This is a genomic window from Edaphobacter aggregans DSM 19364, from assembly GCF_000745965.1.
Classification (GTDB): domain Bacteria; phylum Acidobacteriota; class Terriglobia; order Terriglobales; family Acidobacteriaceae; genus Edaphobacter; species Edaphobacter aggregans.
Map to the genome: position 1 here is coordinate 1 of NZ_JQKI01000085.1, position 23,216 is coordinate 23,216.

At 54.7% G+C, this 23,216-nt stretch carries 19 protein-coding genes and 2 pseudogenes; 9 read left to right on the forward strand and 12 right to left on the reverse strand.

The features are described 5' to 3' along the window. The first annotated feature begins 75 nt into the window (after positions 1 to 75). Positions 76 to 741: a GTPase gene (locus Q363_RS22865; RefSeq protein WP_245632402.1), complete on the forward strand. Its 666-nt coding sequence runs from the start codon at positions 76 to 78 to the stop codon at positions 739 to 741. 99 nt (positions 742 to 840) lie between these two features. Here Q363_RS22865 and Q363_RS22870 read toward each other — a convergent pair whose 3' ends face one another. Further along, a complete protein-coding gene (locus Q363_RS22870) occupies positions 841 to 2,142 on the reverse strand; it encodes a M23 family metallopeptidase (protein WP_035355243.1) in 1,302 nt (433 codons plus the stop codon). A gap of 212 nt (positions 2,143 to 2,354) precedes the next feature. Next, positions 2,355 to 5,105, reverse strand: a complete 2,751-nt coding sequence (locus Q363_RS22875; protein ID WP_157467386.1) for a bifunctional YncE family protein/alkaline phosphatase family protein — start codon at positions 5,103 to 5,105, stop codon at positions 2,355 to 2,357. A 47-nt stretch (positions 5,106 to 5,152) separates the two neighbouring features. Here Q363_RS22875 and Q363_RS22880 point away from each other — a divergent pair. Both Q363_RS22880 and Q363_RS36615 read left to right on the forward strand, forming a co-directional pair. After that, a pseudogene (locus Q363_RS22880) lies at positions 5,153 to 7,874 on the forward strand (outer membrane beta-barrel protein). 261 nt (positions 7,875 to 8,135) lie between these two features. Beyond that, positions 8,136 to 8,492 carry an SOS response-associated peptidase family protein gene (locus Q363_RS36615; RefSeq protein ID WP_051979176.1) on the forward strand — a complete coding sequence of 119 codons (357 nt, stop codon included), beginning with the start codon at positions 8,136 to 8,138 and terminating at the stop codon, positions 8,490 to 8,492. Here Q363_RS36615 and Q363_RS46665 read toward each other — a convergent pair. The 4 genes from Q363_RS46665 to Q363_RS22895 form a co-directional block, all read right to left on the reverse strand. Continuing rightward, complete coding sequence (locus tag Q363_RS46665) at positions 8,418 to 8,873, reverse strand: dienelactone hydrolase family protein (RefSeq protein WP_157467392.1); 456 nt, start codon at positions 8,871 to 8,873, stop codon at positions 8,418 to 8,420. The two genes, Q363_RS36615 and Q363_RS46665, sit on opposite strands and share 75 nt — an antisense overlap. 62 nt (positions 8,874 to 8,935) lie before the next feature. Beyond that, the gene (locus tag Q363_RS36620) at positions 8,936 to 9,286 is read right to left on the reverse strand and encodes a hypothetical protein (RefSeq protein WP_157467394.1); all 351 of its coding nucleotides are present in this window, start codon (positions 9,284 to 9,286) and stop codon (positions 8,936 to 8,938) included. Positions 9,287 to 9,649: 363 nt separating this feature from the next. Beyond that, a complete protein-coding gene (locus tag Q363_RS22890) occupies positions 9,650 to 10,336 on the reverse strand; it encodes an SOS response-associated peptidase (protein WP_035355244.1) in 687 nt (228 codons plus the stop codon). A 249-nt stretch (positions 10,337 to 10,585) separates the two neighbouring features. After that, positions 10,586 to 10,783: a hypothetical protein gene (locus Q363_RS22895; RefSeq protein WP_157467396.1), complete on the reverse strand. Its 198-nt coding sequence runs from the start codon at positions 10,781 to 10,783 to the stop codon at positions 10,586 to 10,588. A gap of 155 nt (positions 10,784 to 10,938) precedes the next feature. Between Q363_RS22895 and Q363_RS22900 the strand changes: the two genes are divergently transcribed. After that, positions 10,939 to 11,937: a hypothetical protein gene (locus Q363_RS22900; protein WP_035355247.1), complete on the forward strand. Its 999-nt coding sequence runs from the start codon at positions 10,939 to 10,941 to the stop codon at positions 11,935 to 11,937. An 8-nt stretch (positions 11,938 to 11,945) separates the two neighbouring features. Continuing rightward, the gene (locus Q363_RS22905; RefSeq protein ID WP_157467398.1) at positions 11,946 to 12,740 is read left to right on the forward strand and encodes a hypothetical protein; all 795 of its coding nucleotides are present in this window, start codon (positions 11,946 to 11,948) and stop codon (positions 12,738 to 12,740) included. Between the two features lie 171 nt (positions 12,741 to 12,911). Here the strand turns inward: Q363_RS22905 and Q363_RS22910 are convergent, their stop codons facing one another. The 5 genes from Q363_RS22910 to Q363_RS22930 all read right to left on the reverse strand — a co-directional run bounded on the left by Q363_RS22910 (position 12,912) and on the right by Q363_RS22930 (position 17,753). Next, complete coding sequence (locus Q363_RS22910; RefSeq protein ID WP_035355248.1) at positions 12,912 to 14,276, reverse strand: AAA family ATPase; 1,365 nt, start codon at positions 14,274 to 14,276, stop codon at positions 12,912 to 12,914. A gap of 161 nt (positions 14,277 to 14,437) precedes the next feature. After that, the gene (locus tag Q363_RS22915; RefSeq protein ID WP_035355250.1) at positions 14,438 to 14,668 is read right to left on the reverse strand and encodes a hypothetical protein; all 231 of its coding nucleotides are present in this window, start codon (positions 14,666 to 14,668) and stop codon (positions 14,438 to 14,440) included. 231 nt (positions 14,669 to 14,899) lie between these two features. After that, positions 14,900 to 15,967 carry an outer membrane protein assembly factor BamB family protein gene (locus Q363_RS22920; RefSeq protein WP_157467400.1) on the reverse strand — a complete coding sequence of 356 codons (1,068 nt, stop codon included), beginning with the start codon at positions 15,965 to 15,967 and terminating at the stop codon, positions 14,900 to 14,902. 163 nt (positions 15,968 to 16,130) lie between these two features. Next, positions 16,131 to 16,913 carry an XAC2610-related protein gene (locus tag Q363_RS22925; protein ID WP_035355254.1) on the reverse strand — a complete coding sequence of 261 codons (783 nt, stop codon included), beginning with the start codon at positions 16,911 to 16,913 and terminating at the stop codon, positions 16,131 to 16,133. Between the two features lie 210 nt (positions 16,914 to 17,123). After that, positions 17,124 to 17,753, reverse strand: coding sequence for a hypothetical protein (locus Q363_RS22930; protein WP_035355257.1), 630 nt, complete (start codon positions 17,751 to 17,753; stop codon positions 17,124 to 17,126). Between the two features lie 477 nt (positions 17,754 to 18,230). On the opposite strand from Q363_RS22930, the gene Q363_RS22935 reads away from it, so the two are divergent. Then, complete coding sequence (locus Q363_RS22935) at positions 18,231 to 18,443, forward strand: hypothetical protein (RefSeq protein ID WP_035355260.1); 213 nt, start codon at positions 18,231 to 18,233, stop codon at positions 18,441 to 18,443. After that, positions 18,434 to 21,139, forward strand: a complete 2,706-nt coding sequence (locus tag Q363_RS36625) for a protein kinase domain-containing protein (RefSeq protein ID WP_051979179.1) — start codon at positions 18,434 to 18,436, stop codon at positions 21,137 to 21,139. The genes Q363_RS22935 and Q363_RS36625 overlap by 10 nt, the downstream gene beginning before the upstream one ends. Positions 21,140 to 21,364: 225 nt before the next feature. On the opposite strand, the gene Q363_RS22945 is transcribed toward Q363_RS36625, so the two are convergent. Further along, entirely contained in the window at positions 21,365 to 22,462 is a 1,098-nt protein-coding gene (locus tag Q363_RS22945; RefSeq protein WP_035355278.1) for a WD40/YVTN/BNR-like repeat-containing protein, read from the reverse strand. Between the two features lie 148 nt (positions 22,463 to 22,610). Between Q363_RS22945 and Q363_RS22950 the strand changes: the two genes are divergently transcribed. After that, complete coding sequence (locus Q363_RS22950) at positions 22,611 to 22,880, forward strand: hypothetical protein (RefSeq protein ID WP_035355262.1); 270 nt, start codon at positions 22,611 to 22,613, stop codon at positions 22,878 to 22,880. 107 nt (positions 22,881 to 22,987) lie between these two features. Continuing rightward, positions 22,988 to 23,216, forward strand: a pseudogene (locus Q363_RS22955) (hypothetical protein); the annotation flags it as partial.

A 23,216-nucleotide genomic window follows, 5' to 3' on the forward strand; every position in this document is an offset into this window, starting at 1 on the left:
CCAGATCTGAGATCGGGCCGGATGCCAATCGCCACATCCATCTCCTCTCGGAGAGGACGGAGGGGAAATCTTTCCTTGACATCCCCTCTCATAGGGCTCACCGAGGCGGGCGTACTCGAATCGGCCCGGATGTTCGCCACGCTCGACCCCAAACTGCGGCAGTTGCAACTTCCTTCCCGCCGCAAGATCCTACTCTCCGATACGGTTGGCTTCATCCGCAACCTTCCCCACACGCTCGTTACGAGCTTCCGTGCCACTCTTGAAGAGGTTGAGCGAGCCGAGATACTTCTCCACGTCCAAGACGCCGCCAGCCCCATCCGTGAAGAGCGGAAAGCTCAGGTTGAAAAGGTCCTGACCGAGCTTGCCGTCTCGACCAGGCCGGTCATCCAAGTATTGAACAAGGCCGATCTCGTCCCAGCCCAGGAACTCGCCCACCTTTCAAGCGACCGCGAAGCGATTCTCGTCTCCTCGCTTCAGCACACCGGCCTTAAACAACTCTTGATAGCGATCGATGCAGCACTCGTGGTCGACCCGCTTGTCGAATCCAGTTTTCGTCTCCCGCAATCCGAAGGTGCCATCCTCGCCTCGCTCGAAGGCGGAGCTATCATCGACAAGAAGCGTTTTGAAGGAAATCTCGTCTTCCTGCGAGCCCGCGGACCAGCATCCCTTCTTGACCGGTACCGTCGCTTCCATGTGAAACACGATCTTGCTCAGGAGCGCACACGGACGAAGCAGGCATGAGTTTTGTCATCGGACTCTGGAATTCAGGCACGTTTGCCCTGTCCGCGGCTCAAACCAATACCGTCTCCCTCCATCGCCGGATGAGGACTGGCCCCCAAATTATTTGCCGGATTCGGGCAGATCGACGCGGCGGACGATGTGGTCCTGGATCCAGTGCGCGTCCCACCACTCTTTGGGATCGATTTGAACACCATCGAGCTGCATAGCGAAGTGGACGTGGTCGCCGCCTGCCATTCCCGTCATGCCGCTCAATCCCATAATCTGCGAACGCTTGACCATATCGCCTTCGTGTACGTCGATCCGGCTTAGGTGGCCGTAGATGGTCTGCAAGCCATATCCGTGGTCGACCACAATGCAGTTGCCATAGATCCCGAGCGGGGCGGCCCAGACGACACGGCCGTCATTCGAGGCCTCGACGCCAACATGCTGGGTGACGGCGAGATCGTAACCGAGGTGCACCTGCTGGTCGATCTTCTTGCCATGGTAGATATAGCTGCGCACGTCAGCAAAGGTCGCCTCGGCCTGAGAGTGCGACTGGCGCGTGAATGGCTGATGCCAAAGGAACTGATTGGCGGTCTTGAAGCGCAGGTCGGCTAGAGTTTTGTTGTTGGACTTGCGCATCTCGGCGTTGATCTTGACGAAGCGTTCGACGGGGTCGCCAGTTCCATTGGGATCAAGCTCGCCCAGAACCTTCTGCATGAATTGGTCGGAGACCTGAATCTCGTGCTGTGTGTAGACGGGCTGCTCCTTCTTAGGGAAGACGACGGTCAACGGCGTCGTCACGTCGTTGCCGGCTGCGTTCGAAGCGTAGGCCAGCGGTATCGTACCGGGAGGCATGTTCCAGGCAAACGCGAACAGAGAGAAGAGACCGGGCTTGCCGCCGGGCATCGGCCAGGCCCGGAAGGTCTGGTTCCCGACCCGGACGCCCGCAGAGGTGTAGGGGCCGGTGACATTCATCGTGGCTAAATCGGCCATGCCGAGGTACAGGTAGTGCTGGTCCGAGTCCGCGCTGACGACGGGCGGCTGGGTGACTACGCTAACCTCGCGCTCCCAATGGGCGGTGCTGTGGAACAGGCCGCCGGACGTGGCTTCAAGGATCAGGTGGGCAGGACCATCATGTAACTGGGGTGTGGTCTTGACACCGACCTCGAAGTTGAAAGTGGTGTCGGCGTTTTTCGAGACAGCGGGAGCCTGCCAGGCCTGATACTGGGCGCCGTTCTGCACCAAGGTGACCGTGAGCTTGCTGACGCCGTGGGTATCGTGGACGTGGACTGCAATAGGCGTTGCCTGTCCGATGGTGGTCAGGGGTGGGTCCACATCCAAAGAAGGCTTGCCGCAGCCGGTCAGAGCCAGAGATAGCGGCAATAAGAGGAGGTTTGCAGCAATGATAGGGGTTCGCACAAGTCGATTCTAGTCCCGAAGCATGTCCGCATCATTTGTGAGCTTGCAAACCTCCAAGTTCGACTTCTGGGTTGCCAAGCGTGAGCCGACAGGATGGACCCTTAAAACGCGCATGTGTTGATCCAACCTCTGGTCAACACATGCCCGACTCTCCGGTATTGATGCCGCGTAAAAGAGCAAACGATCGATTTTTTTGGGACCACGACATCCACTTATCGATGTTTGTACCTTTCTTCTTTTTCATCGTCATCGAGATCATTTGAGTAAGGCGCAAAAACAGCATGAGTCACCTTCGGGTATGGCGCATTCCAACCTTTGGCATCTCTCCACAAGATTCGGTTTAGCTTCTCCGTCGGAGCGGCATCCGGAACACTAAAGTTCATCCGAAGCGAAGCCTCCGCATCCCTTCGTGCCTGCCCAGAAAGCGACTGCATTGAAGGGTTGACTTCATAGAGGGACTGTTTGGGTACCTGAACCGTGTATGGAGTTAGGTCTGGTTGAGCCTGGAAGCTGTTTCGCATGTCATTCGCGATGAGATCGAAGAGGGACATATTTTTTAGTCCCAGAATCAATTCGATCGTCTTGAGCATGCTCGGTTGTGAATAGAAGGTGGAGTCGACAGAGCCGCGCTTGATATAGGGGCTGATTGCCAAGGCAACAGTGCGATGTCCATCAACGTGATCTACACCATCTTGGGCATCGTCCTCTACGACTAAAATCAACGTCGATTCCCAGAACATCGAGTGAGACACCTCATCGACTAGCATGCCCAGTGCATAGTCGTTATCGGCCGTACATGCCTTCGGAGTTGAAAACCCAGGCCGGGTGCCTGCCGTGTGGTCTGCTGGTAATTGCACCATGACCAGGTCGGGCATGCTGCTCTGGGTTTCCCACCGCTTCAGGTATTTCGTGAAGATGCGAGCGCGAAGTACATCCGGTACGCCCAAGGACCAAAGCGGATAGTCCTTCACGAGGTACGGATCCATAGAATCCATGTTTGCCTTGTTAGGAATACTTGGAACGTATGTCGCATCATTCTTGAAGTGTTCGAGGAACCCTAACCGTTCCTTTGTCTGGATCGGAAACTCTCGCGCATCATCCCCCGTATATTCTCCAAAATCGATAAAGGTCTTCCCTGCTGCGATTGCCGCATTCCAGATGAAGCCTCCACGTGCGCCATCCATGGGATCGCCGTCTTCGGCATAGCTGCGCCCACCATAACCTGGCAGGTAGTTATAGTCCGTTTCGTTGGCCTGTGTGACCCATTGATGGCCATCGCCGCTGTTACCACCAGTAGCGAAGAAGTTATCGAGAAGCACATAATCTCTGGCCAGCTTCCGATGGTTAGGAATGACATCGTTCGAATATTGCTCTAAAGAAGGATCGCCGTTACCTTTTCCAAGAGAACCAAAGAACTGGTCGTAACTACGGTTCTCTTTGATGATGTAGATAATGTGCTTGATTGGAGATGGATCACCGGCACGGAGTGGCACGGGTATTGCCTGATTCGATGCTGCGTTTTTCTCAGTCGGTTCTACGGCGCCCTTCTGTTTGAGCCGTAGGCGGGTGTTCTCCGAAACCGCAGCGGAATATCGTTGGAGCTCCGATGCCCCAGGAACGGGGATTACGTGGATTGTGCCACGGTTGCTATGAACATACCTGCAGCTTGGAGAGAGTGTGAGGCAGCGTTTCGATGGAGATCGCTTCCAGCCCGAACCTACTCCGAGCAGCGTTCCTACAGCGAGATATTTCCCGTCCGGGCTAAGCTGGATCGAGTCAGGATACCAGCCGGTTGGAAGCAGACCTTCCATTCTCATTTGGGAGCCATTCAACCCAAACACTGCGACCGCATTGATCCCGGCGCAGGCGACATAAAGATGCTTCCCGTCCTTTGAAAGCGTAAGTGCCTCGGGCGCGATTCCAGCCACGTCGTGAACGAAGGGCTCAACAGAGAGGGTGTCTACGACCGCGTTCTTCTCCGTGTCAATAACGGAGATCGTGTCGGAATTGCTGTTCGTGACATAGAGAAGGTGGCGCGTATCATCGAGTGCCAGCGAAGTCGGATGGAGACCGACCTCAATCTCAGCAGTCACCTTGCCCGTCGTCAAATCGATTCGAGAGACCGTTCCCGAGGCCGCGACACCGCGCACATCGACGACCATCCTATCCGCATCGGGCTTAGGCCCCATCTTTCCAGTTAAATCGCCCGGACGCGGAAACCTTCCACCCCAGTTGCTGACGTATGCGCTCGTGTTCTTGGCATCTATGATCGCGCCGAAAGGCGCAATTCCGGTTTTTACCTTTGAGAGGACAGCGCCGGAAGAAAGATCGAGGATTGCGGCCTGATTATTGAAGGTCAGTGCGACAACTCCATAATGTGTCCCGGGTGCATTGGCAGGCGATATCGCAACCTCCGCAATCTCATTCTGTCCGAGTGGAATTGGTGCTGTCTGAGCGCCTCCGCTCCACTTCGGGACCAGTTCTACATTCTTGTCCGCCCGAATTACGGTCATGAGGACCCATTGAGAGGCTGGATCATAGGTCAAACCCTGCAGTCCGGGCGCAGTGGTCTTCAACTTCTCCAGCACTTTGTTCGATTGGCAGTCGAGTTTATAAAGCACGCCTGCTGTCGCTGCGTATAACTCCTTCGAGGAGTTTCCAAAGGTAATTGCGTAGACGCGGCTTTCAAAGACGCTCTGGGCTCCAGCGGGACTGATGGTCTGTCTCGTAGTGATCGTTCCGGGGTCCGGCACTTGCCGCACCGGGGTCTCCAGATCGGAAGCTGACGGTTGTTGCTGACCACCATTTGCATGCCAGTTGCCCGTGCTCGTTTGAGACTGCAATCCTGTTCCAGCAAATGACAGCCAGAGAACTGACACGCCCACAAAAGTCCGAAAAATCAGAAAGTTCGAATGCTTCGACTCCAAAACCCTTAACATAAGTTCCTCATCTTCATTTTGCACAGAAGAGATGAAAGGATTCTGAAGAAGTGACGACAGAGCCCACGAGCATGACCAACACGAACGCAATCGAGCGGGACACGAACCAGGGGGGACAGGTTTCGGTTAACGGAAATCGGAACCAGACCAACAATTATCTACTGGACGGCGTTGAGATCAACGAGACGATCAACAATGTGATTGGGTACAATCCGAGTCCAGATGCGATCGGTAACCTGACTGTCATTACGTCGAACGCAGGTGCCGAGTACGGTAACGTGAACGGCGGCGATGTGGTCGCGGTTTTGAAGAGTGGTTCGAACCAGTATCACGGCTCAGCGTTTGCGTTTCTTGAGAATCACAACCTGGATGCGAACACGTGGGCTAACAATTTCAGCGGTGTCGCGCGCCAGCCGTTCACGCAGACGATCTTCGGCGGCACGTTTGGCGGCCCGATCAAGAAGGACAGGCTCTTTTACTTCGTGGACTACCAGGGTACGCGCTATCACCAGGGTGGAACGCAGGCTGCTTCTGTGATTCCTGCGTCATTCCTGCGCGGCGACTTCTCCTCGCTCCCAGTGCAGCTTACCCACTATGTACCGGGTCAGGGGCAGGTGCCTTACCCGAACAACCAGGTTCCCGTGACGAATCCTGTGGCGACGTATCTGGCGAATCATCCGGAGTTTTATCCAGCACCGAACCGTACCCCGACTGATGGGATTGCGCAGAACAACTACGTAGGGACTTACCGTCATACAGTGCGGCACGATCAAGGCGATGCGAAAATCGACTACACGCCTAACGCGCAGAACTCTTTTATGGTGCGGTACTTGCAGGGCGAGGCTTCAGACGCGACTCCGCAGACCCCAATTGCCATAACGTTCCCGACGACGAATAGCTATCCGTTCAAGGGCGTAGCAGTGAATTGGATTCATACCTTTTCGCCGCGCTTGATTAATGAGGCACGTGGCGGCTGGTCACGTGTACGGTGGGAGCAGGGCGTTCCGGTTGATACGACAGGTCAGTTCGCCAACGGAAACGCTACCGTTGGCATTAACTCAGCTCAAACGTACCCGGGCTTCGCCTTGCAGGACTTTGGCAATGGGCAGGGTCGTTCGAACCAGACGTATCTGACTGCAATCGGTACGTTCGCTGGCGGGAGCAGCCTGATCGACAACACGTTCACCTATGGTGACAACGTCACGCTACAACTGAACAAGCACGTCATAAAGGCTGGTGTAGAGGTGCTGCGGTATCAGCAGAACAATTTCTACCCCGGCAATGACGGCGTGATGGGACGCATCCAGTATGCGGGTGCATTCACGGGGTCCACAATCTCGGACTTTGTATCGAACAATATCTACTATGCCGGTATCTCGGAGAAGATCGGACGCTCCGGCCAGCGTCAATATCGGGATGCAGCGTTCATGCAGGACGACTGGAAACTGCGGCCGAACCTGACTCTGAACCTTGGTATCCGCTACGAGTACGACCAGCCGATCTATGAGGTGAACAACAAACAGGGCAACGTGGATCTTGCGACCGGTGTGTACTATGTGGCCGGTCAGACAGGAGCCGGTGCGGCCTTCGGTGATTCCCGGGCGCTGTATCATCCAACCTACACGAACTTCATGCCGCGGCTTGGCTTCGCCTATCAGCCGAAGGATCGCATCGTGGTTCGTGGAGGCTACGGGATTACAAACTACCTGGAAGGCACAGGGGCAAATCTCCGTTTGAACTTCAATCCCCCGTTCCAGCCTTCCTACACCTACCAGGCAGTCTCGGCCTCGGCGACGAGCGGTGGTACTCCCCTTACGGTTCAGACTGCATTTCCCGCCTCAGTCTCTGGCTCATTGGCGAGCAACACGTTATGTAGGACAGACGGGACAACACCTGATCGATGCGCGTGCTGGCAATCAGCTGAGAGCGCCAAATACAACGGCACCATACGCTGCGCTGGTCGGCCAGACGGGCTCGGTGGTAGTGACCGAGGCTGAGTCGACGATGAACTACAACGCCGGGCAATTCCAGGTGCGCCGTCGCCAGTCGAAAGGGCTCGAGTTCCAGGTCAACTACACCTACGCGAAAGCTCTTACGAACAACCCGGGGTTCTTCGGTACGGCGAGCGTGAACGGCGCGAGTGCCTACTGGCAGAACGGCTATAACGGGCATGCGGACTATGGTCCGAGCGGCTTCGATACGCGTCACAACCTCTCTGGAACGGCGGTGTACGAGCTGCCGTTTGGACGTGGACGCCAATATGGCGCGAATATGAACCGGTTGCTCGATGAGGCAGTTGGCGGATGGAAGATTACGGGTACGGCTATCGCATTTACCGGCCTGCCGGTCACAATCAACGGTCCGAACACGGCGAATGTCAACAACCGCGCTTCGCGTGCCGATGTTTACCGCAAGTTGACCGTCCGAAACCGCAGCCTGAACAATTGGTTTGGTACGGATGCTTCAGCTGTGCCTTGCCTCGCCGATTCGACCGGCGCGATAAGGGACAACGGAAGTTGCGCCTATGCCACGTCGCAGCAGAATGCCTTCGGCACCGCGGCCGTGGGCACAGAGCGTGCGCCGGGATATCAACAGTACGACTTTACGGCAGGTAAGTCGTTCGCGATTACAGAAAGGCAGCGTCTGGAGTTCCGCGCGGACTTCTTCAATGCCTTGAACATCGCTAGCTACAAGAACCCGGATAACGGAATCACCGACAGCAATTTCGGTCAGATCTCCGACGTCCGGTCGCCGCCGCGGCAGATCCAGTTCTCGTTGCACTATGGGTTCTAGGGAAGGTACAGATACCGATGGCCGGAGCGATTGTCTCCGGCCGTTTTTTGCAAAGTTGCGTGTCAAATGTAGTTGAATCCGTATATCGTGCGCCCGGCGTCGAATGGTGACGTCGTGCGTAGGCAGTATGCCGAGACGAAGCACGCGCTTTGCTGCCTCAACTCTGGATTTGAGTACGGCTTCGACCTTACACAGCCTGGCTCTATCGGTAAGCCGCTATGGGTTCTTCTGGAGCATGAGTGCAGGTCTGTGGAGAGCTGAATGTGCGGTCGCTACTACAGCCTCTTCGACAAGCAGCAGGTTGCCGAGCACTTCGATGTGCGCCGCACCGCGGACAACGTCGGCATCATCGCGCCGAACTACAACGTCGCGCCGGGTGACCCCCAGCCCGTCATTCGCCGCAGCCGGGATACCGGAGAGCGCGAGCTGGTGATGATGCGCTGGGGCATTGTGCCTTGGTTCGCCAAAAGTGAACTCGAATTCAAGAAGCTCTCGACCATCAAGGGGTCGTCTCAGAATTCGGGCGATAAAGTACGGTTACGGTCAGTAAATACAGAAAACAAACCACTTATTGGGACGCGTCGCTTGTCGTACCGTGTGCAATGTTTCTTCTTGTAAGTTATTGATGCTATTGACACGCAATCTTCTTAGCGTGCTCTGTTGTCCGAATTCTGACGGGACCCCTACAAGCGCCTTAATTCGATTGTCTCTCGACGCTGCAAACAAGTCGGCAAGCCCACCCCAGCTGAAACCGATAGCAGCGACCTTCATCATGTCGGTGTTTGGCAGTGAGGCGGCATACCCAATTAGAAACGATACGTCACTGGCTTGAGCATTGACACCCGACAGATCATGGGTAGATTCGCGGGACTTCTCGCCCATCCCTGGACTCGCGATCACGACGTATCCGTAGCTTGCGAGATATTCGCACAGGTCAGCGTTCTCCCAAGACCAAGAAGAGAAGCTAGGAGCATAGATCACTACCGGGAATCGACCCATCTCAAGGCTCGCATCCCGTACAGCTGACAGAGATTGTCCAAGGGATGCGTGCAACCACGCCTTTAGTACATATCGCCATCTCGCGTTCTCTGGGGTGTGCCGAAGCTTACCTCTGTGTCCATCAACGCGACGTAATCCCCCATGGTCATCGCCGTCCGAGCGCTCTTCTGCGCGGGGTACCAGACGAGCGTCTGCAATGGTCGGGCAAGTACAGTCTGGGTCGCTGGCTCAGGTTTCTGATCAACTGCCGATCCAAAGTTGCGCCAGCTGTCATACTGCTCGACAACTCTGACCCCGACTGCGTGCGGTCCCGGTTTTTCCGGGAAATTCACCGCGGCATATTCCTCCGCCAAAGCAAACTTGATCGGTCCAAGAATGATGCAACAGAGTAGTGCTAGTTGACGCAAGGGCACGGCAGGCCTCATTTCCGGAATTCGGTTGCTCACCTTGCCTTACGTCAGGTTCGGAATATTTGTTCCGTCGTCTTGAAATCTCTTAAATGTCGGCTTGTATTCGGACGACATGGGCATTCACCTGCCGAGGTTCGTAACGAAACTAAGCGTTCCCGGCGTCCTCATGGCACCAGTGCACACAAAACACAATCTCGTCCGGGCCGCCTGTCTCCACTGTCAACCCGCACTCGGATGCTCTCGCATGGCCAGGGCATTGCTCGCACCCCACCGAAGATACGGCACAGGTCTTCGGTAAAGACTTCAAACTTTGCTTGCAAGGGGTCTACCATCGTTGAGGTCGTCCTATCTCCCTCGGCTTAAACCTCACTTACTGTTCAACAGGTCGGCGGAGTTGTTGCGCACGTTGCCCACGTCTTTGCTGACTTCGAAGGCCTCCATCTCATCAGCGGGAAATGGTCTTAGGAGATCGATAGGCGGCTGGTGGGCTTCACCACGTTCGAGCCAGCGGTTGAAATCGCCTTCGTGGAGGATGACCGGCATTCGGTTATGAATCGGCATCATGATCTCGTTGGCATCGGTGGTGATGATTGTGTAGCTCTGGAGCCAACGGCCATCTGCCGGATCTTTCCAAGCGTCCCAGAGGCCAGCGAACGCCATCATCCCGCCTCGGTTAAGGTCGAAGCCGAATGGCTGCTTGTTCTTCGCGTCGAGCTTCTTCCACTCGTAAAACCCGGATGCCGGTACTAGGCAGCGACGTTTCTTGAAGGGCTCACGATAGCTAGGCGATTTAGCTACAGTCTCGGAGCGGGCATTGATTGTGGAGATACCTTTCACGTCGGAGAGTTGTTTGGTAAAGAAGGGAATCAGGCCCCAGCGCAATTGCACAAGTTCACGTTCTCCTGTGTCACGATTGGCGCGGATGATGGGCTGCATGGTCGTCGGTGCGACGTTGTAATCCCACGGAGGTAAAGGGAAGTCATCTACCTTGCTGACGTGGAAGGCCTCGGCGATCTTCTGTTTGTCGCTCTTTCGGTAATAGCGTCCGCACATTTGAGCTTAGTGTACTGTTCTTCAGTCAGATCAATGAAGCAGGCTTGAATGCCCCATCGCTTATCGTCGAACCTTGCCCTCTGTTCTGGTTCGATATGCACACGGCTCAAAATCTCCTCCACGCTTTCAAAGTCGGTGTATCGGTCGATCCGGTTGCGTACTGAAGTCCTGAGATCAGGCTCCAGGTATTGGACCCACCACAAATCCTTGTAGCGATGGCAATGGATATAGACCTGGTGCATCCGTGCCTCACATCTCGACGAGCTTAAGCTCGTCGGCACGGCGATACACCAGCCTCGCCAGCTGGAGGGATTGATAGACCTCGGACATAATTCGTGGGCTGTTCGCGCCTTCAAACTCCGACGCATCGAAGCGCGCAGTTCGCACCGCCGCGATGAGGGCGGCCATAAGCAGAACGGTATTGGGTGGAACTTCTCGGTCGGCCATGGATTGAAGCATAGGCGAAATAAAAGCGAATGTCATCCACAACGTTGAACATAACAAGTATCTTGTTTTGTGCTGTTTATTAAGTATGCATAAACTTAGACTGTTCTCTAAACTATTTGCGTTTATCGTGCTATATTGGTTTAGTCATGGGAGCGATGCTTGAGGCAAAACTCGTCGACTACCTAACCGCCATAGTCGGCGATCGCCCATGGCTAGAGCCAGCAAGGCGAGAATCGCTCACGAAGCTGCCCTTATTCCTACGAGAAAAATATCAAATCCTTCGAGCTGATTTATTTGGCAGGAAAGCCTTTCTGGCCATCCAGAACAACCCAGACACATCAGAACCGTCGCCGACCGAATATGCCCAAGACATTGAAAGATTGCGGAAAGTACTCTTCGAAGACGTCATCCTTGTCATCGAAAATGTACCCTCATACGTCCGCAATCGCATGGTGCAACGGCATCTCCCATTCATCGTGCCCGGAACGCAGATGTTTCTCCCCATGCTCATGATTGATCTGCGAGAGCAATATCCAAGACGGAGTACCCATCCGAAGGACCGGTTGTCCCCGGTGGCGCAGGTGGTCGTTCTCTACCATCTCCTTCGCAACCCACTCGACAATATTCCTCTGAACCGCATCGCAACCGAATTGCACTACTCGGCAATGGCCATCAGTAAAGCGCATGAGGAGTTGCAAAGTACCGGTATCTGCGAAGTGGAACGCGCTGGCAAATCTTTGTTCCTTCGGTTCAAGGGCAATAAAACTGACGTTTGGCACGACGCAGAACCATCTCTTGCGACACCGGTCAGACGCACAGAGTGGGCCCGTTGGGGCGCAAATGCTGGAGCAGGGGCCGTCGAAGCTGGTCTGACTGCGCTAAGTTCCTACACCATGCTGACGGATGAATCCATTCCAACGTTCGCAATGCGCGACAAACATCTTGTCGAGGCACTGCGGCGCGGCGATCTATTCGGGTCTCCCAACCGTGAAGACGCGGAGGTTCGCATGGAGTCTTGGTCCTACGATCCAATGCTTCTCTCTGAAAATAGGCAGGTCGCTGATCCCTGCTCGGTGTATCTCTCGCTTCGTAGCTCTGCTGACGAACGCATTCAGAAGGAACTCAACACTCTTATAGACTCGGCTCTCAGATGATAAAAGGATTGGACAAGTTTCAGGAGCATTTCAGTCAGCACCGCAACTCTTTTGCGCTGATCGGCGGCGTCGCATGTCACGAATGGCTGGCCTCCCAGGGCCTGCCATTTCGGGCCACAAAAGATTTGGACGTTGTCCTGATTATTGAGGCTCTGGACCAAACGTTTGTCGACCATTTCTGGCAATTCATTGAGGCCGGACAATATGAGGTTCGGGAAAAGGCAGAGGGCGAGCGCGAACTCTATCGCTTTTATCGTCCGAAGGACGATGCCTATCCGGCGATGATAGAAATCTTCTGCCGGCAACCACGGAACATCCAATTGGGAGAAGGTCAGAATATTGTTCCCATTGCTGCCGGCGAGGACGAGGCAAGCCTTTCAGCGATCCTTCTGGACGCCGAGTACTATCAGCTCATCGTCGATCATCGTGAACGAGACGCCAATCCTCCATACATAACACCGACCGCTCTTATTCCTCTGAAAGCCAGAGCTTGGCTTGACCTTACTCGGCGGAAAAACAAAGGAGAGAAGGTCGACTCGAAAGACATCGACAAGCACCGCACCGACGTCTTCAGGCTCGCGGCCACCCTCCCAGGAGAGCCCGGGCCCGACATCGGAGCCTCAGTGTCTTCAGATCTGAAGGAGTTTTTGGCTTCTTTCCCGGCCGAAAGCGCGGAGTGGGGTGGCATTTTGGCGTCGTTGAAGACGACATTCGGTAACAGCACCTTCAAACCGGATACCCTCGTCGCCATTGTCTCTGATTACTTCAAGCTGACGCCGTCGTCGTCGTCACCATCAACATGACGAGTAAGCAATAGGATAGTGGCCAGCCAAAGTGTTTCGGCGTCGACGAAGTCTCGATACGGTTATCGCCCGGCTCGAGGCCGATGACGGAACCACGGCGCCGTCATGATTGATCGAATCGCCAGGTGATAGCGGTTTATTGAGTATGAGGGAAGAATTGCCGGTGACGCGTTACTCAGGATACTCCAGCTTGCGTCGATCACCCGCAACAGTGCCGAAATTTCCTCGACGTGCAGGTCGTATCCGCCAGGTAAGGTCGGTACTCGGCCGTGATGGGGCTGCATAATCTAAAGCGAGTTCGCAGCCCTGCTCTTCTGCCCTGAGCCGAATATAGCCGCGCATAATGCTTTCTCTAAATTGATAGAAACCTTTACGCGGACTCATCAAAATGTTGCCAGATGGTCGACGTTTGAGCGCACTGAGTCGAGAAACTACTGTTGGGCGATCCAATATCTCAGCCTGACCGTCAAAACTCTTGATCAAGTCACAGTATGACGTGTAGATCGCCTCTGTGTTGCGAAACAGATCACTATGATCTGCGACTGCCCATAAAACATGTTCGTATCCGTGCGCATCCTTCATGACAGCTTGATCATAAGTATGCTTCAGGTGTTGTTCGATACCTAAAACCGATTGAGCTACTGCGATGCGGAAATGATCGATCGTCGAATGATCAACCTCTCTCTCATCGCGAAACATTGCCCACAGCAGATGCTCACATAACCGATGAATGTAGTGAGGAAAGCCGTCACTGATTGCAGCAATACGATATCGTGACCTTCCTTCCAAGGTCACGTTGAATGCCGACGCTACGTTATCTATGATTTCGAATCTTGCATCCCAGTTCAAAGTTCTAAGTTCAACATTCTCGATGTAACGATAGCAAGATGCATGTGCACCCAAAAGTGTTTGTAGGGATTCAGCAACCCCGCAGAAAACAAATCTCATCGGGATTCGCTGATCACCTATTTGCTTAATAAAATCAGCGAACTGACCTTTCTCGACGTCATTTGATATGCGGTCAAATTCATCTACGACAATTACGGTGTCTTCGTTTTTGCGCTCTGCTGCAGCCTTAATGAGTGCTCCAACTACATCATTGAGGCTTGCCATTGATTCCGCTTTTGGTGGCGCATCCTGATGAAGGGTTTTGCTGACATCAAGGCCAAAACCCTTCACGCCTACCTTGGCAGCATAGATGCTGGTAATCGTACCCTGCGCGCTGGGATGATTTATCTGCTCCAGCGCGCTTGCCATTGTGCCTACAAAAGTGGAGTCAGGATCGCACGCTAACAGAATCGGATCATGCTTTGACGACTGGTGCGCGTATGCGACTGTCTGTGCCAGAGAAGTTTTTCCAACACCTCTATCTCCGTAGATGAAGACAGTGCGACCAGGTGCGTAAAGAGCCTGCTGTACCTGTTGAAGCTGTTTCTCCCGCCCAAATAAGTGTTCTTGAGATTGAATGGGTGCAGTCGGACTTACGTTCTCATGCAGAATGCTGGCAAATTGGTCAATCGACAAACTGTTGATCAAGAGATGCTCCGTTAGTCAGAATACGCTTCAATTCGAAAAGTGGCACCAGGTACGGACTACATCCGATCAAAAAGATGTAGGAGTTAACGTGGGATCAACCGCGAATCGAACCTGCACGCTTCAGGGGATCCTACTTCGCGATGCGAACAGTATCCCCGTCGTCAATGCTGTGGCAGCTGGTGAAAAGAAAGCGGCAGCGTTAGCTCGCTCTGCTGATCGCAGGCGTTGCGTGGCTCAAGCTCGTCGGCGTCAGCCCAACCAGCTCGCCAGCCAGGTGTTGCCCCGAGACACTGAGGTTCGCCGGAAAGGCGAGCAAGATAGCCCGCGTCAAATTCGGTGGAATCGAAGGGAAGAGAGTTGTCATTGCGTTGAGTGAAACGAGTGATATCCATGGAACCTCCATGCCTGGCTTTACATCAAAAACGACCGTTTATGAGTTCCTTCTGAATCGCTCCATAAGCTATGTCACAAACAAACAGAGTGAGAGTCGAATGCATTGGGGAACCGAAACTCGGTTTGAATATCTTGGAAGAGTGCTGAAGGGAAGCTGAACCAGCAGTTCCCTGAAAGCGGGCTTGGAAAGCGATAAGGCCGTAATTTCCCAAAACCCGACTTTACAGGCGTTAGGAGATTTGCATTGGTTCAGCAAACAGAGTTCCGCCTCTGGTGAGTCCATACAAATGAGCGTCTGAACTGTCAGGCAGGGCAATTTCTCCACGTCGTGACATCACAAGTGATCCGTCTGAAGGATCGATGACGTTCATGTGCGTGTACTCGGGGGCGAATACAAGCCCTGTTTGGGTGCAGGTTCGGAGTGAGGGCGTACCCTTCAGAGATCGTCTGACAAACTCGCGACCGCGCTTCACCATTACTAGTTCGCCTGCAAAGGCCGAGGTTTCATTCCACGCCGAAGGCTCGCTCTGAAAATCCGTGCCCAGTACCACGGCGATTCGGGAACCTGCAACGGTGAGCGACTTGACCACCTTCTTGGGGAAGCTCAACTCAAGATCAACGGCCCCCGTGCGAAGGTCCAATGCATACAGGGATCGAGCGCCTAGGATCACTCTTGATCGAAGAAGTAACAACTCACTGACGCAGCCCGCCGCCAATCTTCGGCGCCAGATAGTCTCACCAGTTTGCACCGCGTAGCAGATCACAGCGCCATCGTTATTCGCAGTAATGACGTGTTCACCCGCAATCACTGCCGTAGCGTTCACCTGGTTGTTACATGCTCGTGATGTCAGCCGCCGCCAGATAGGTTTTCCCGTCTTCCCGTCGAGACAGTGGAAATACCCCTGACGATCACCGATAAATACAAGTCCATCTCGAACAGCGGGTTGCGAGTATATCCATTCTCCCGGTTCGGTCTGTGGCGTAAATTCCCAGCGGATCGCGCCGGTATCAGGATCCAATGCATAGAGTGTCCGGCAGCTTGTGGCGTAAAGCGAGCCGTCCTTGGAGAACACTGCTGAACCAGCGTAGGAGTCTAACTTGATCATCCAGAGCAAAGTTCCAGCCTCTCTATCGACTGCGCACACCGCGCCCGGGGCAAAGACAGACGCGAATACTTTGTCACCCGCAACAAACGGGTTAGGCCGCGTCGTGTGAGATGGGAGTATGGCATTTGTTACGCCCTGCAGTTTGGTCTTCCATCTATACGTCGGACGTGATGAAGTGGCTCGTTTGGGCATGCAGAAGTCTAGCCGAAGCAATGACGGATTTCAGTAGTTTCCATAAAACGGGGTTTTGAGAAAGTTCCCAGCAAGTTACCGAAATCGAGACTTTTCCGGCACCTCAGAAATTACTTCCAGGTGGCCGGTTACTCGCGTGCAATACACTCCTGCGGCGACACCCTCATCGATATGGTCGATAGTCAGGACAGTCAGGTGGACTAGGCGTTTCGTCGCTTGGAGAGCAAATCCACTTTTTGAGTGTGACGACGAGCTTTCCTTTGATCCGTCTCCTGCAGGAAAAGTAAACGGCCCGACAATAGGGACCTTTTTCTGCTTCAGTGCCGAACCAATCACCGTACAATCCGCTCTGTTGGATCAACTGCACTTTTCCTTCGTTCCAGCCGTAGGTGCTGTCTTCCCATCTTCCCTCTGGAAGCTCCTTATACGTATGAAGCGTTCTACTCTTAGGGTTTTCGCCGATAACCGTACCGGTGGCTATTACCGATAGCTCAGGCGAGTAACGGAATCGTCCGGTTTGGCTGTCCCACAAGAATATGCAGTAGGACATGTTGTTGAGGTAGATGCTGTAGCTCTGCGCCAATTGAAGATCGAAAGAGCCATCAAAGTTAAAGTCTTGAAACGTGACCAATGTAGCTAATTGAAAATCCGTCCAAAGGTCTGTGACCCGGTCGGGATGGAATGTGCAACTCGGCAATACTTGCACCGGCTTCGATTCTCCCTCGCGGTAGATGGAGATGCCAAGGATCGTACCAGTTTCGTCAAGCCTCAGTTTGTAGGAAAGGGATTTGTCCCCAGCCTTGGGTCGAAACACGTTACTGAGACGTGGGTCGGCTGGATTGAGAGGCTTTGGCTCGTTCTGTGCAGCGTTAGCGCGAAGTGAGAGCCAGAACGTCGAAATGAAGACGAATGATATAAACAGTGATTTACTTGTTCTTGCAGGCATACGGTAGGGATTGTAATGCACTTCACCGCATGACAAATCTTGCTACTGTCCGTGTGGTCGGCCACTCGGACATTACCCCGAGCAGCAGTTTCAACTTGGAGCCGTTGTGCTTGAAACGGGGATTTCGGCAAGTTCGACGCTTCCAGGGCTGGATATCCCGAACTTGCCGAAAATGCGACTTTGAAGGAACCTGGGATCCGTGCGTCCACTCTAGTCCGGGTCTCGGACATCTGCCTGCCTAACCAGAACGATGACTTCGCCTTGACTATCCTGAAATATCTGTCTCGTGGCGGAAGACAGCTCTTTCGTTCCAATCCGCTGTTCCTCGCAAACGAAAGACTTGGCATCCGGCCCGCCACTAACTATCGCAAGTCCATTCTTGAGGGCGATCACGCAGTACGGATGTCCCCAAGCGTCTAGGCGGTCGCTCGCATTCGGGGCCATCTCAGTGCTCAGCAAGGGGAACTTGTACTTCGCGTGTTCGGACTCTATCGCGTTACCGATGTCCTTCGCGTTTGCCGCGGTGTCGAACAGTTGAGCATACCGTTTGTATTTCTCAGGGTTCTTCTGGTAGTCGGCAATTAGCCCGTCCCCTTTGGGAGCGTTCGAAGGCGCGAATAAGGCGTCCAAGCCCTGTCCCTGGGTGACAGGACCGACCTGTTTATCCCGCGACCCGAACATCGCTTCGCCGAGCGCACCCTTGAAGGCTAGCTGTATGTCATTTGTCTGGGCGGGCGTAATGGGTATGGACAGGTGGCTGAATGAGTAGTACATCCAGCCACCCACCGAACAGACCACCGTCACAATCACAGCAAGAACAATCAGGATCCTTCTTCGCATATATAAAACCAGAGCCGTCTTGATTTTGTAACGCTATGCTCTCACGTCTTCGTTTGCCATATGGAAGATCCCGAAAACGGGGATTTCGGCAAGTTCGACCCGCCGAACCCCGCTGGCCGAATGAACTTGCTCAATGTAAACCCGACTTCAAAGGCGTTTCGGGATCACTTCCCGGTTACCCGAGATCCAGGCACAACCCGAGAGGCGCCCCCAATCGCCTGCAAAAAGATCATTTCCGCGTGCAGTCGACTTATCATCCGGCGTTATCAGGTTTCCTGGGGGCGGCTCGGCAGATGGCTGGGGCGAGGGGGTTCTCTTTCGCCTATCTGAGCATTTGAGCCGAGCGATATAATCCACACCCATACCATGCCCTGCCCCCCGGGCCCTAGATTTGTCCGTACGAGAATCCTCACACCCGGTTGGTGCTGGTGGAATGGCGGGCCCGGACAGCTCGTTCTGTTGCTACCGGATGGAAAGATGGGTCAGCAAAGACAGTCCGTTGAGAAGTCGTTCGGCGACACTCTGGAGATGGAGCCCGAGGCTAGGCGTGCATTTCTCGATGCCGCCTGCCGTGATGAGCCGGAATTGAAGCACATGGTCGAACAGCTTTTGATGGAAGACGAGCGCGCCGGCAGCTTCCTCGAAAAACCTCTTTTTGATTTTTCCACAAGAGTCGGACCATGGCCCTAAGCCCAGGCACAAGGCTCGGCCCGTACGAGATCCTCGCACTGGTTGGTGCTGGTGGAATGGGAGAGGTGTATCGCGCGCGGGACACGCGTCTCGGACGCGACGTCGCTATCAAAATTCTTTCCAATCATCTTTCGTCCGATCCTGATCTGAAACGGCGTTTTGAGCGCGAAGCGCGCGCTGTCTCTTCGCTCACACATCCGAATATTTGCTGCCTGTACGACATCGGTTCCCAGGACGGAATCGATTTCATCGTCATGGAGTATCTGGAGGGCGAAACCCTCGCTGACCGGCTGACTACAGGTCTGCTCCCCTTGCAGCAGGCGCTGAAGATAGGCGTGGAGATTGCCGATGCTCTCGACAAGGCTCACCAGGAGGGCATCATCCACAGGGATTTGAAGCCTGGCAACATCATGCTCACCAAATCTGGTGCGAAGCTGATGGACTTCGGATTGGCCAAGCCGGTCACCGCGACGATCATTACCGTCTCTCGGGCTTCGTCACAGACTCCGTGTCCGCCAACAATGAGTGTGACAGCTCTGCCCGCGCCTAGCGTCCCAGTCACTGAGCGCGGCACAATCCTGGGAACGCTCCTCTATATGGCTCCGGAAACGATTCAAGGGCAGCCCGCCGACGTTCGCAGCGACATCTTCAGCTTTGGCTGCGTGCTGTACGAGATGGTATCGGGCAGACGACCGTTTACCGGCGAATCAAGGCTGAACATCGCGGCTGCGATTCTGGAAAAAGATCCGCAGCCTTTGTCCAGTTTGCAGCCTCTCACTCCTGCAGTGCTCGAACATGTGGTGCTCCGCTGCGTGATGAAAGACCCTGGGGAGCGCTGGCAAAGCTCGCGAGATTTGTCGAGAGAGCTGAAGTGGATCTCTGAAGGAGTGCGCCTCACGCAAGCGTCTGAACCCGCGCCGCGTCCTCGGGGAAGGCTGGAGGGGAAACTGGGGCGAAGACTGGCGTGGGGAGTGGCGGCTCTGTGTTTTGCCACGTTGGCCTGGCTTGGCGTTTCCCATTGGCGCAGCATACAGTCGGCGGAGAGTCGGCCTCTTCGCCTTTCATTACTTCCGCCGCCCTCTACTTCGTTCGTTCCCTACAATTTCGCTATCTCGCCCGACGGCCGGCGGCTCGCCTTCGTGGCTGCCGCACTGGATGGTGGCACCGCTTTGTGGATCCGGTCCCTGGCCGCTGGAGCTGCGCAGCAATTGACTGGTACCGAAGGCGCCACGTGGCCATTCTGGTCACCGGATAGTCGTCAAGTGGGCTTCTTCCAGGCGTCCAAGCTGAAGAGCGTTGATCCGAGCAGCGGTGCCGTCCAGATCCTGTGCGACGCACCCGGCGGCTATGGCGGGGCATGGAACGATCGAGGCACGATCATCTTCACTGGATATCAGATGGACAACAGGCTCGGCGGCGACATCGGAATTTTTAAGGTACCGGCCTCGGGTGGTGAACCGCAGCTCGTCACGAAGGGCAACGCGCCGAACGCTCCGACGTTTTGGCCGTCCGCTCTTCCGGATGGAGACCACTTTCTATATTTCCTTCTCGGGAGCTCGAAGTCCGCTCAGAAGCAGGGAATCTATGTCGGGTCACTAAGTACGCAGGAAAGCAAATTAATCTCTTCCGAGATCGTCGGCAACACACAGTTCGCGTCCTCGCGGCTCTACTATGTGCGTGACCGCAGTCTTATGGCGCAGTCGTTCGATCTCAAACGGCTGCAGCTTACGGGTCGGCCGGAAGCTGTCTCGCGACAGGAACTGGAAGAGGCCCCGGCCTTTTCCCGTACCGGATTCTCGGTTTCGGACAACGGTGTGGTCGTCTTCCAGTCGGCAACTGAAAGCGTCTCCCGGCTCGCATGGTTTGACCGTTCCGGTAAAGAACTGGAAGAACTACCCAGAACCGGCTATCGCGATCCTGCTCTCTCCCGCGATGGCGCTCTGCTCGCAGTCTCCTCCGACGAGGAACACAACGGCAAGCACTACATCCATATTTACGATTTCGCCAGAGGTACAAGCACCCGCGTCTCGGATGGGGGGACCGAAGTATTTCCGGTTCTCTCGCCTGACGGCAAAAGGGTGGCTTATGAAGTCAATAATGCCAGAACTTCTCAATACATCGACGTTGCTGCTACGGATGGTTCCGGCAAACTGGAGCGACTGGCGGCGTCCGATTTTCTGATTCCCAATGACTGGTCGGGGGATGGGCGTTTTCTCCTTTTTATGAACTTTCAGCAGGGTGCGCCCCCGAGCCTGGACTTTCTTGACCTCCGTACCCATTCGCAGACAACTTACGCAACGGGTGCGGAAGCACAGTTTTCTCCCGATGGGAAATGGATCGCCTTCACCGGACTTGGGTCGTCGGGCTCTGGAGAGGGTTCTGAGGTGTATGTAGGTCGTTTCCCCGGCCCAGGCAGGCGAATCCAGATATCCAATCATGGCGGCGCACAAGCGCGCTGGCGTGCGGATGGAAAAGAACTTTTCTATATCACCATGGACAAAAAGCTCATGGCGGTAGCGATCGACACCTCCCATGACGAGCCGGTGGCAGGCGTTCCCCACGTCCTCTTCCAGACGCGAATCATCGCACCGCGTATCGCACTGTTCCAATATGCCGTCTCCCCCGATGGCAGCCGCTTCCTGATCAACTCGATGCCATCTGTCGGAGCCGCTCCCCTGACGGTGCTGATGAACTGACCTCGATTCCGGTTCAGCGCTTCTCTCTTCACTGCCGCGGCCGGTCGAATTTGCGAGCTGCGGGTTTCCCACTCTCAAGCGGTCTCGTCTTCTCTGCTTCAGTCGGACACTCGGAAGCAATCCTGCCGGCAATCCCAAGTCAATGGGTAGTTCCCGGAAACGGGGTTTTGAGAAAGTTCCCAGCAAGTTACCGAAATCGAGACTTTACAGGCAGTTCGATCAAAGTTATGGAGCTAGTGTCTTGGCATTGAGTTTGCCGATACGACCGCGGGGTCCGACGACGAAAGGGAGGGAGAGGGCGTTCCAGTTCTTGTCGGAGTCGGGTTGGTCTTGGGCGGTGGGCTTGAGAGCGGTCCAGTTGCGGCCGTCGTCGCGGGAGATGTCGGTGCCGTTGGGGCCTACGGTGATCCAGGTTTTGGTTGTGAGATCGTAGGCTACTGAGCTGCGGTAGCCGTGGGGAAAGTAATTGGCGAGATGAAACTCGAAACTCTCATCGGCTTTTGAGCTTATCCCCTGCGCGCTGGTCCATGCGGTGTAGCTGTAGTCATTGGGATTCGTGTAGTCGCCGCCGACAGCAACAATCACGCCGCTCTGATTTTCAGCCATCGAAAAGCAGCCGCTCGACGGCCGTTGTTTGAGGCTTTTCAGTCGCTCCGTAACCAGGCCTGCATCCCATTTGAACCTCCCAGTGGTGTGCTTGCCGGTATCGGACGGACCACCTCCCAGCTTTATTACGCGGGGGCCACCGGACCCACCAGTGCAGAATTTGCGATAGCCAGGAAGAGGGTTGAGAAGAGAAGAATTGCTCGCGGCGAAGACGCTCTCTCCATTGATGTCTTCCGTCGCGTTGAGAGTCTGCCGCTCCCGCTTGTCTCCTCCATCGAAGGTCAACATAACAACAAATATGTTTTTCACGGGATCACCGAGCAACGCGCCAAGCTTGTGGTCGTTGCTGGAGAACTGAATCGCGTCCCAGAAGCCATCTTTGTCTGGGTTGGTGAAGAGGAGCTTCCAGGTTTTGCAGGCGTCGGTGGTTTTGTAGAGGCGGGAGAGGTCTCCTTTGCCGGAGGACATGGCGATGGCGGTGTTCTGGTCGAAGGCCTGAATTCCGCGGAAGTCTAGTTTTTCGGCGTCGGGTGGTGTGGTGCAGCGCTGCCAGGTTGCACCTTCGTCGGTGGTGCGGAGGATGGTGCCTTCGGTTCCGCTGGCCCATGCGATGCCGTTGCCGATGGAGTGGATGCCGCGGAGGCTGGCAGTGGTGTGGGAGTCCTGAAGAATCCATTGACAATTTCCAAGGGCGAGCACAGAGAATAAAAAACACATCAACAGCACAAACTGACTCATATGAAGGAGTGTAATGAAATGATTTGTTCCCGAAAACGTTGGTTAGCGCAAGTCCGCCGTCGAAGGGCAGCCAACAGCTCGAAGTTGCCGCAAACCCGACTTTCGGGGAAGGAAGGCTGGTGTAGCCTTGGATATCATCAACATCGAACTACATCCCAGAGGAACTATGCATATTGGACAGAATGTTCGTATTATTGCTGTTCCCGACAGCGTAGTTGACGAACCTGGTTTTCTAACGAGATCAATCTTGATCCAATGTATCGGTAAGGTGTTCCCGATTATGGGTTTTCAAGGTGAGTTGTTGGCTATCGATGTTGGAGAGATTCTCGGTAAAGCGTCCTACTTAGAAACCATCTACGTCGAACCAGCTTGTGTTGAGAGGGTGTCTGGCAACTAGCTACACTGACATCTACTTGCCGATAAGCCGACGCAATATAAGAAGGTGCCCCCTTGGACTAGGCTGTGAGCGGTTGCCATCTCACCGCCGGAAAGGAGCACTCTTCTATGGAAGGCACGAAGTATATCGGAATGGATGTTCACAAGGACTCGATCTCGATCGCGGTTCTAAATTCTTCGGGCAAGCTGGTGATGGAAAGCATCATCGAAACCAAGGCGATTACGATTCTCGAGTTCGTGCATGGGCTGCGCGGGAGTCTGCATCTGACGTTTGAAGAGGGCACCTGGGCTGCGTGGTTGTATGACCTGCTGAAGCCGCATGTGACGAAGCTTGTGG

Coding starts and splice junctions, on each gene's coding strand:
- Q363_RS22930 (WP_035355257.1), bottom strand. CDS start 17,753: ATGCGAAGAAGGATCCTGATTGTTCTTGCTGTGATTGTGACGGTGGTC.
- Q363_RS36615 (WP_051979176.1), top strand. CDS start 8,136: ATGTGCGGTCGCTACTACAGCCTCTTCGACAAGCAGCAGGTTGCCGAG.
- Q363_RS22945 (WP_035355278.1), bottom strand. CDS start 22,462: ATGTGTTTTTTATTCTCTGTGCTCGCCCTTGGAAATTGTCAATGGATT.
- Q363_RS22890 (WP_035355244.1), bottom strand. CDS start 10,336: ATGTGCGGACGCTATTACCGAAAGAGCGACAAACAGAAGATCGCCGAG.
- Q363_RS22900 (WP_035355247.1), top strand. CDS start 10,939: ATGCTTGAGGCAAAACTCGTCGACTACCTAACCGCCATAGTCGGCGAT.
- Q363_RS22915 (WP_035355250.1), bottom strand. CDS start 14,668: ATGGATATCACTCGTTTCACTCAACGCAATGACAACTCTCTTCCCTTC.
- Q363_RS46665 (WP_157467392.1), bottom strand. CDS start 8,873: ATGGGTCGATTCCCGGTAGTGATCTATGCTCCTAGCTTCTCTTCTTGG.
- Q363_RS22895 (WP_157467396.1), bottom strand. CDS start 10,783: ATGGCCGACCGAGAAGTTCCACCCAATACCGTTCTGCTTATGGCCGCC.
- Q363_RS36625 (WP_051979179.1), top strand. CDS start 18,434: ATGGCCCTAAGCCCAGGCACAAGGCTCGGCCCGTACGAGATCCTCGCA.
- Q363_RS22925 (WP_035355254.1), bottom strand. CDS start 16,913: ATGCCTGCAAGAACAAGTAAATCACTGTTTATATCATTCGTCTTCATT.
- Q363_RS22935 (WP_035355260.1), top strand. CDS start 18,231: ATGGGTCAGCAAAGACAGTCCGTTGAGAAGTCGTTCGGCGACACTCTG.
- Q363_RS22920 (WP_157467400.1), bottom strand. CDS start 15,967: ATGCCCAAACGAGCCACTTCATCACGTCCGACGTATAGATGGAAGACC.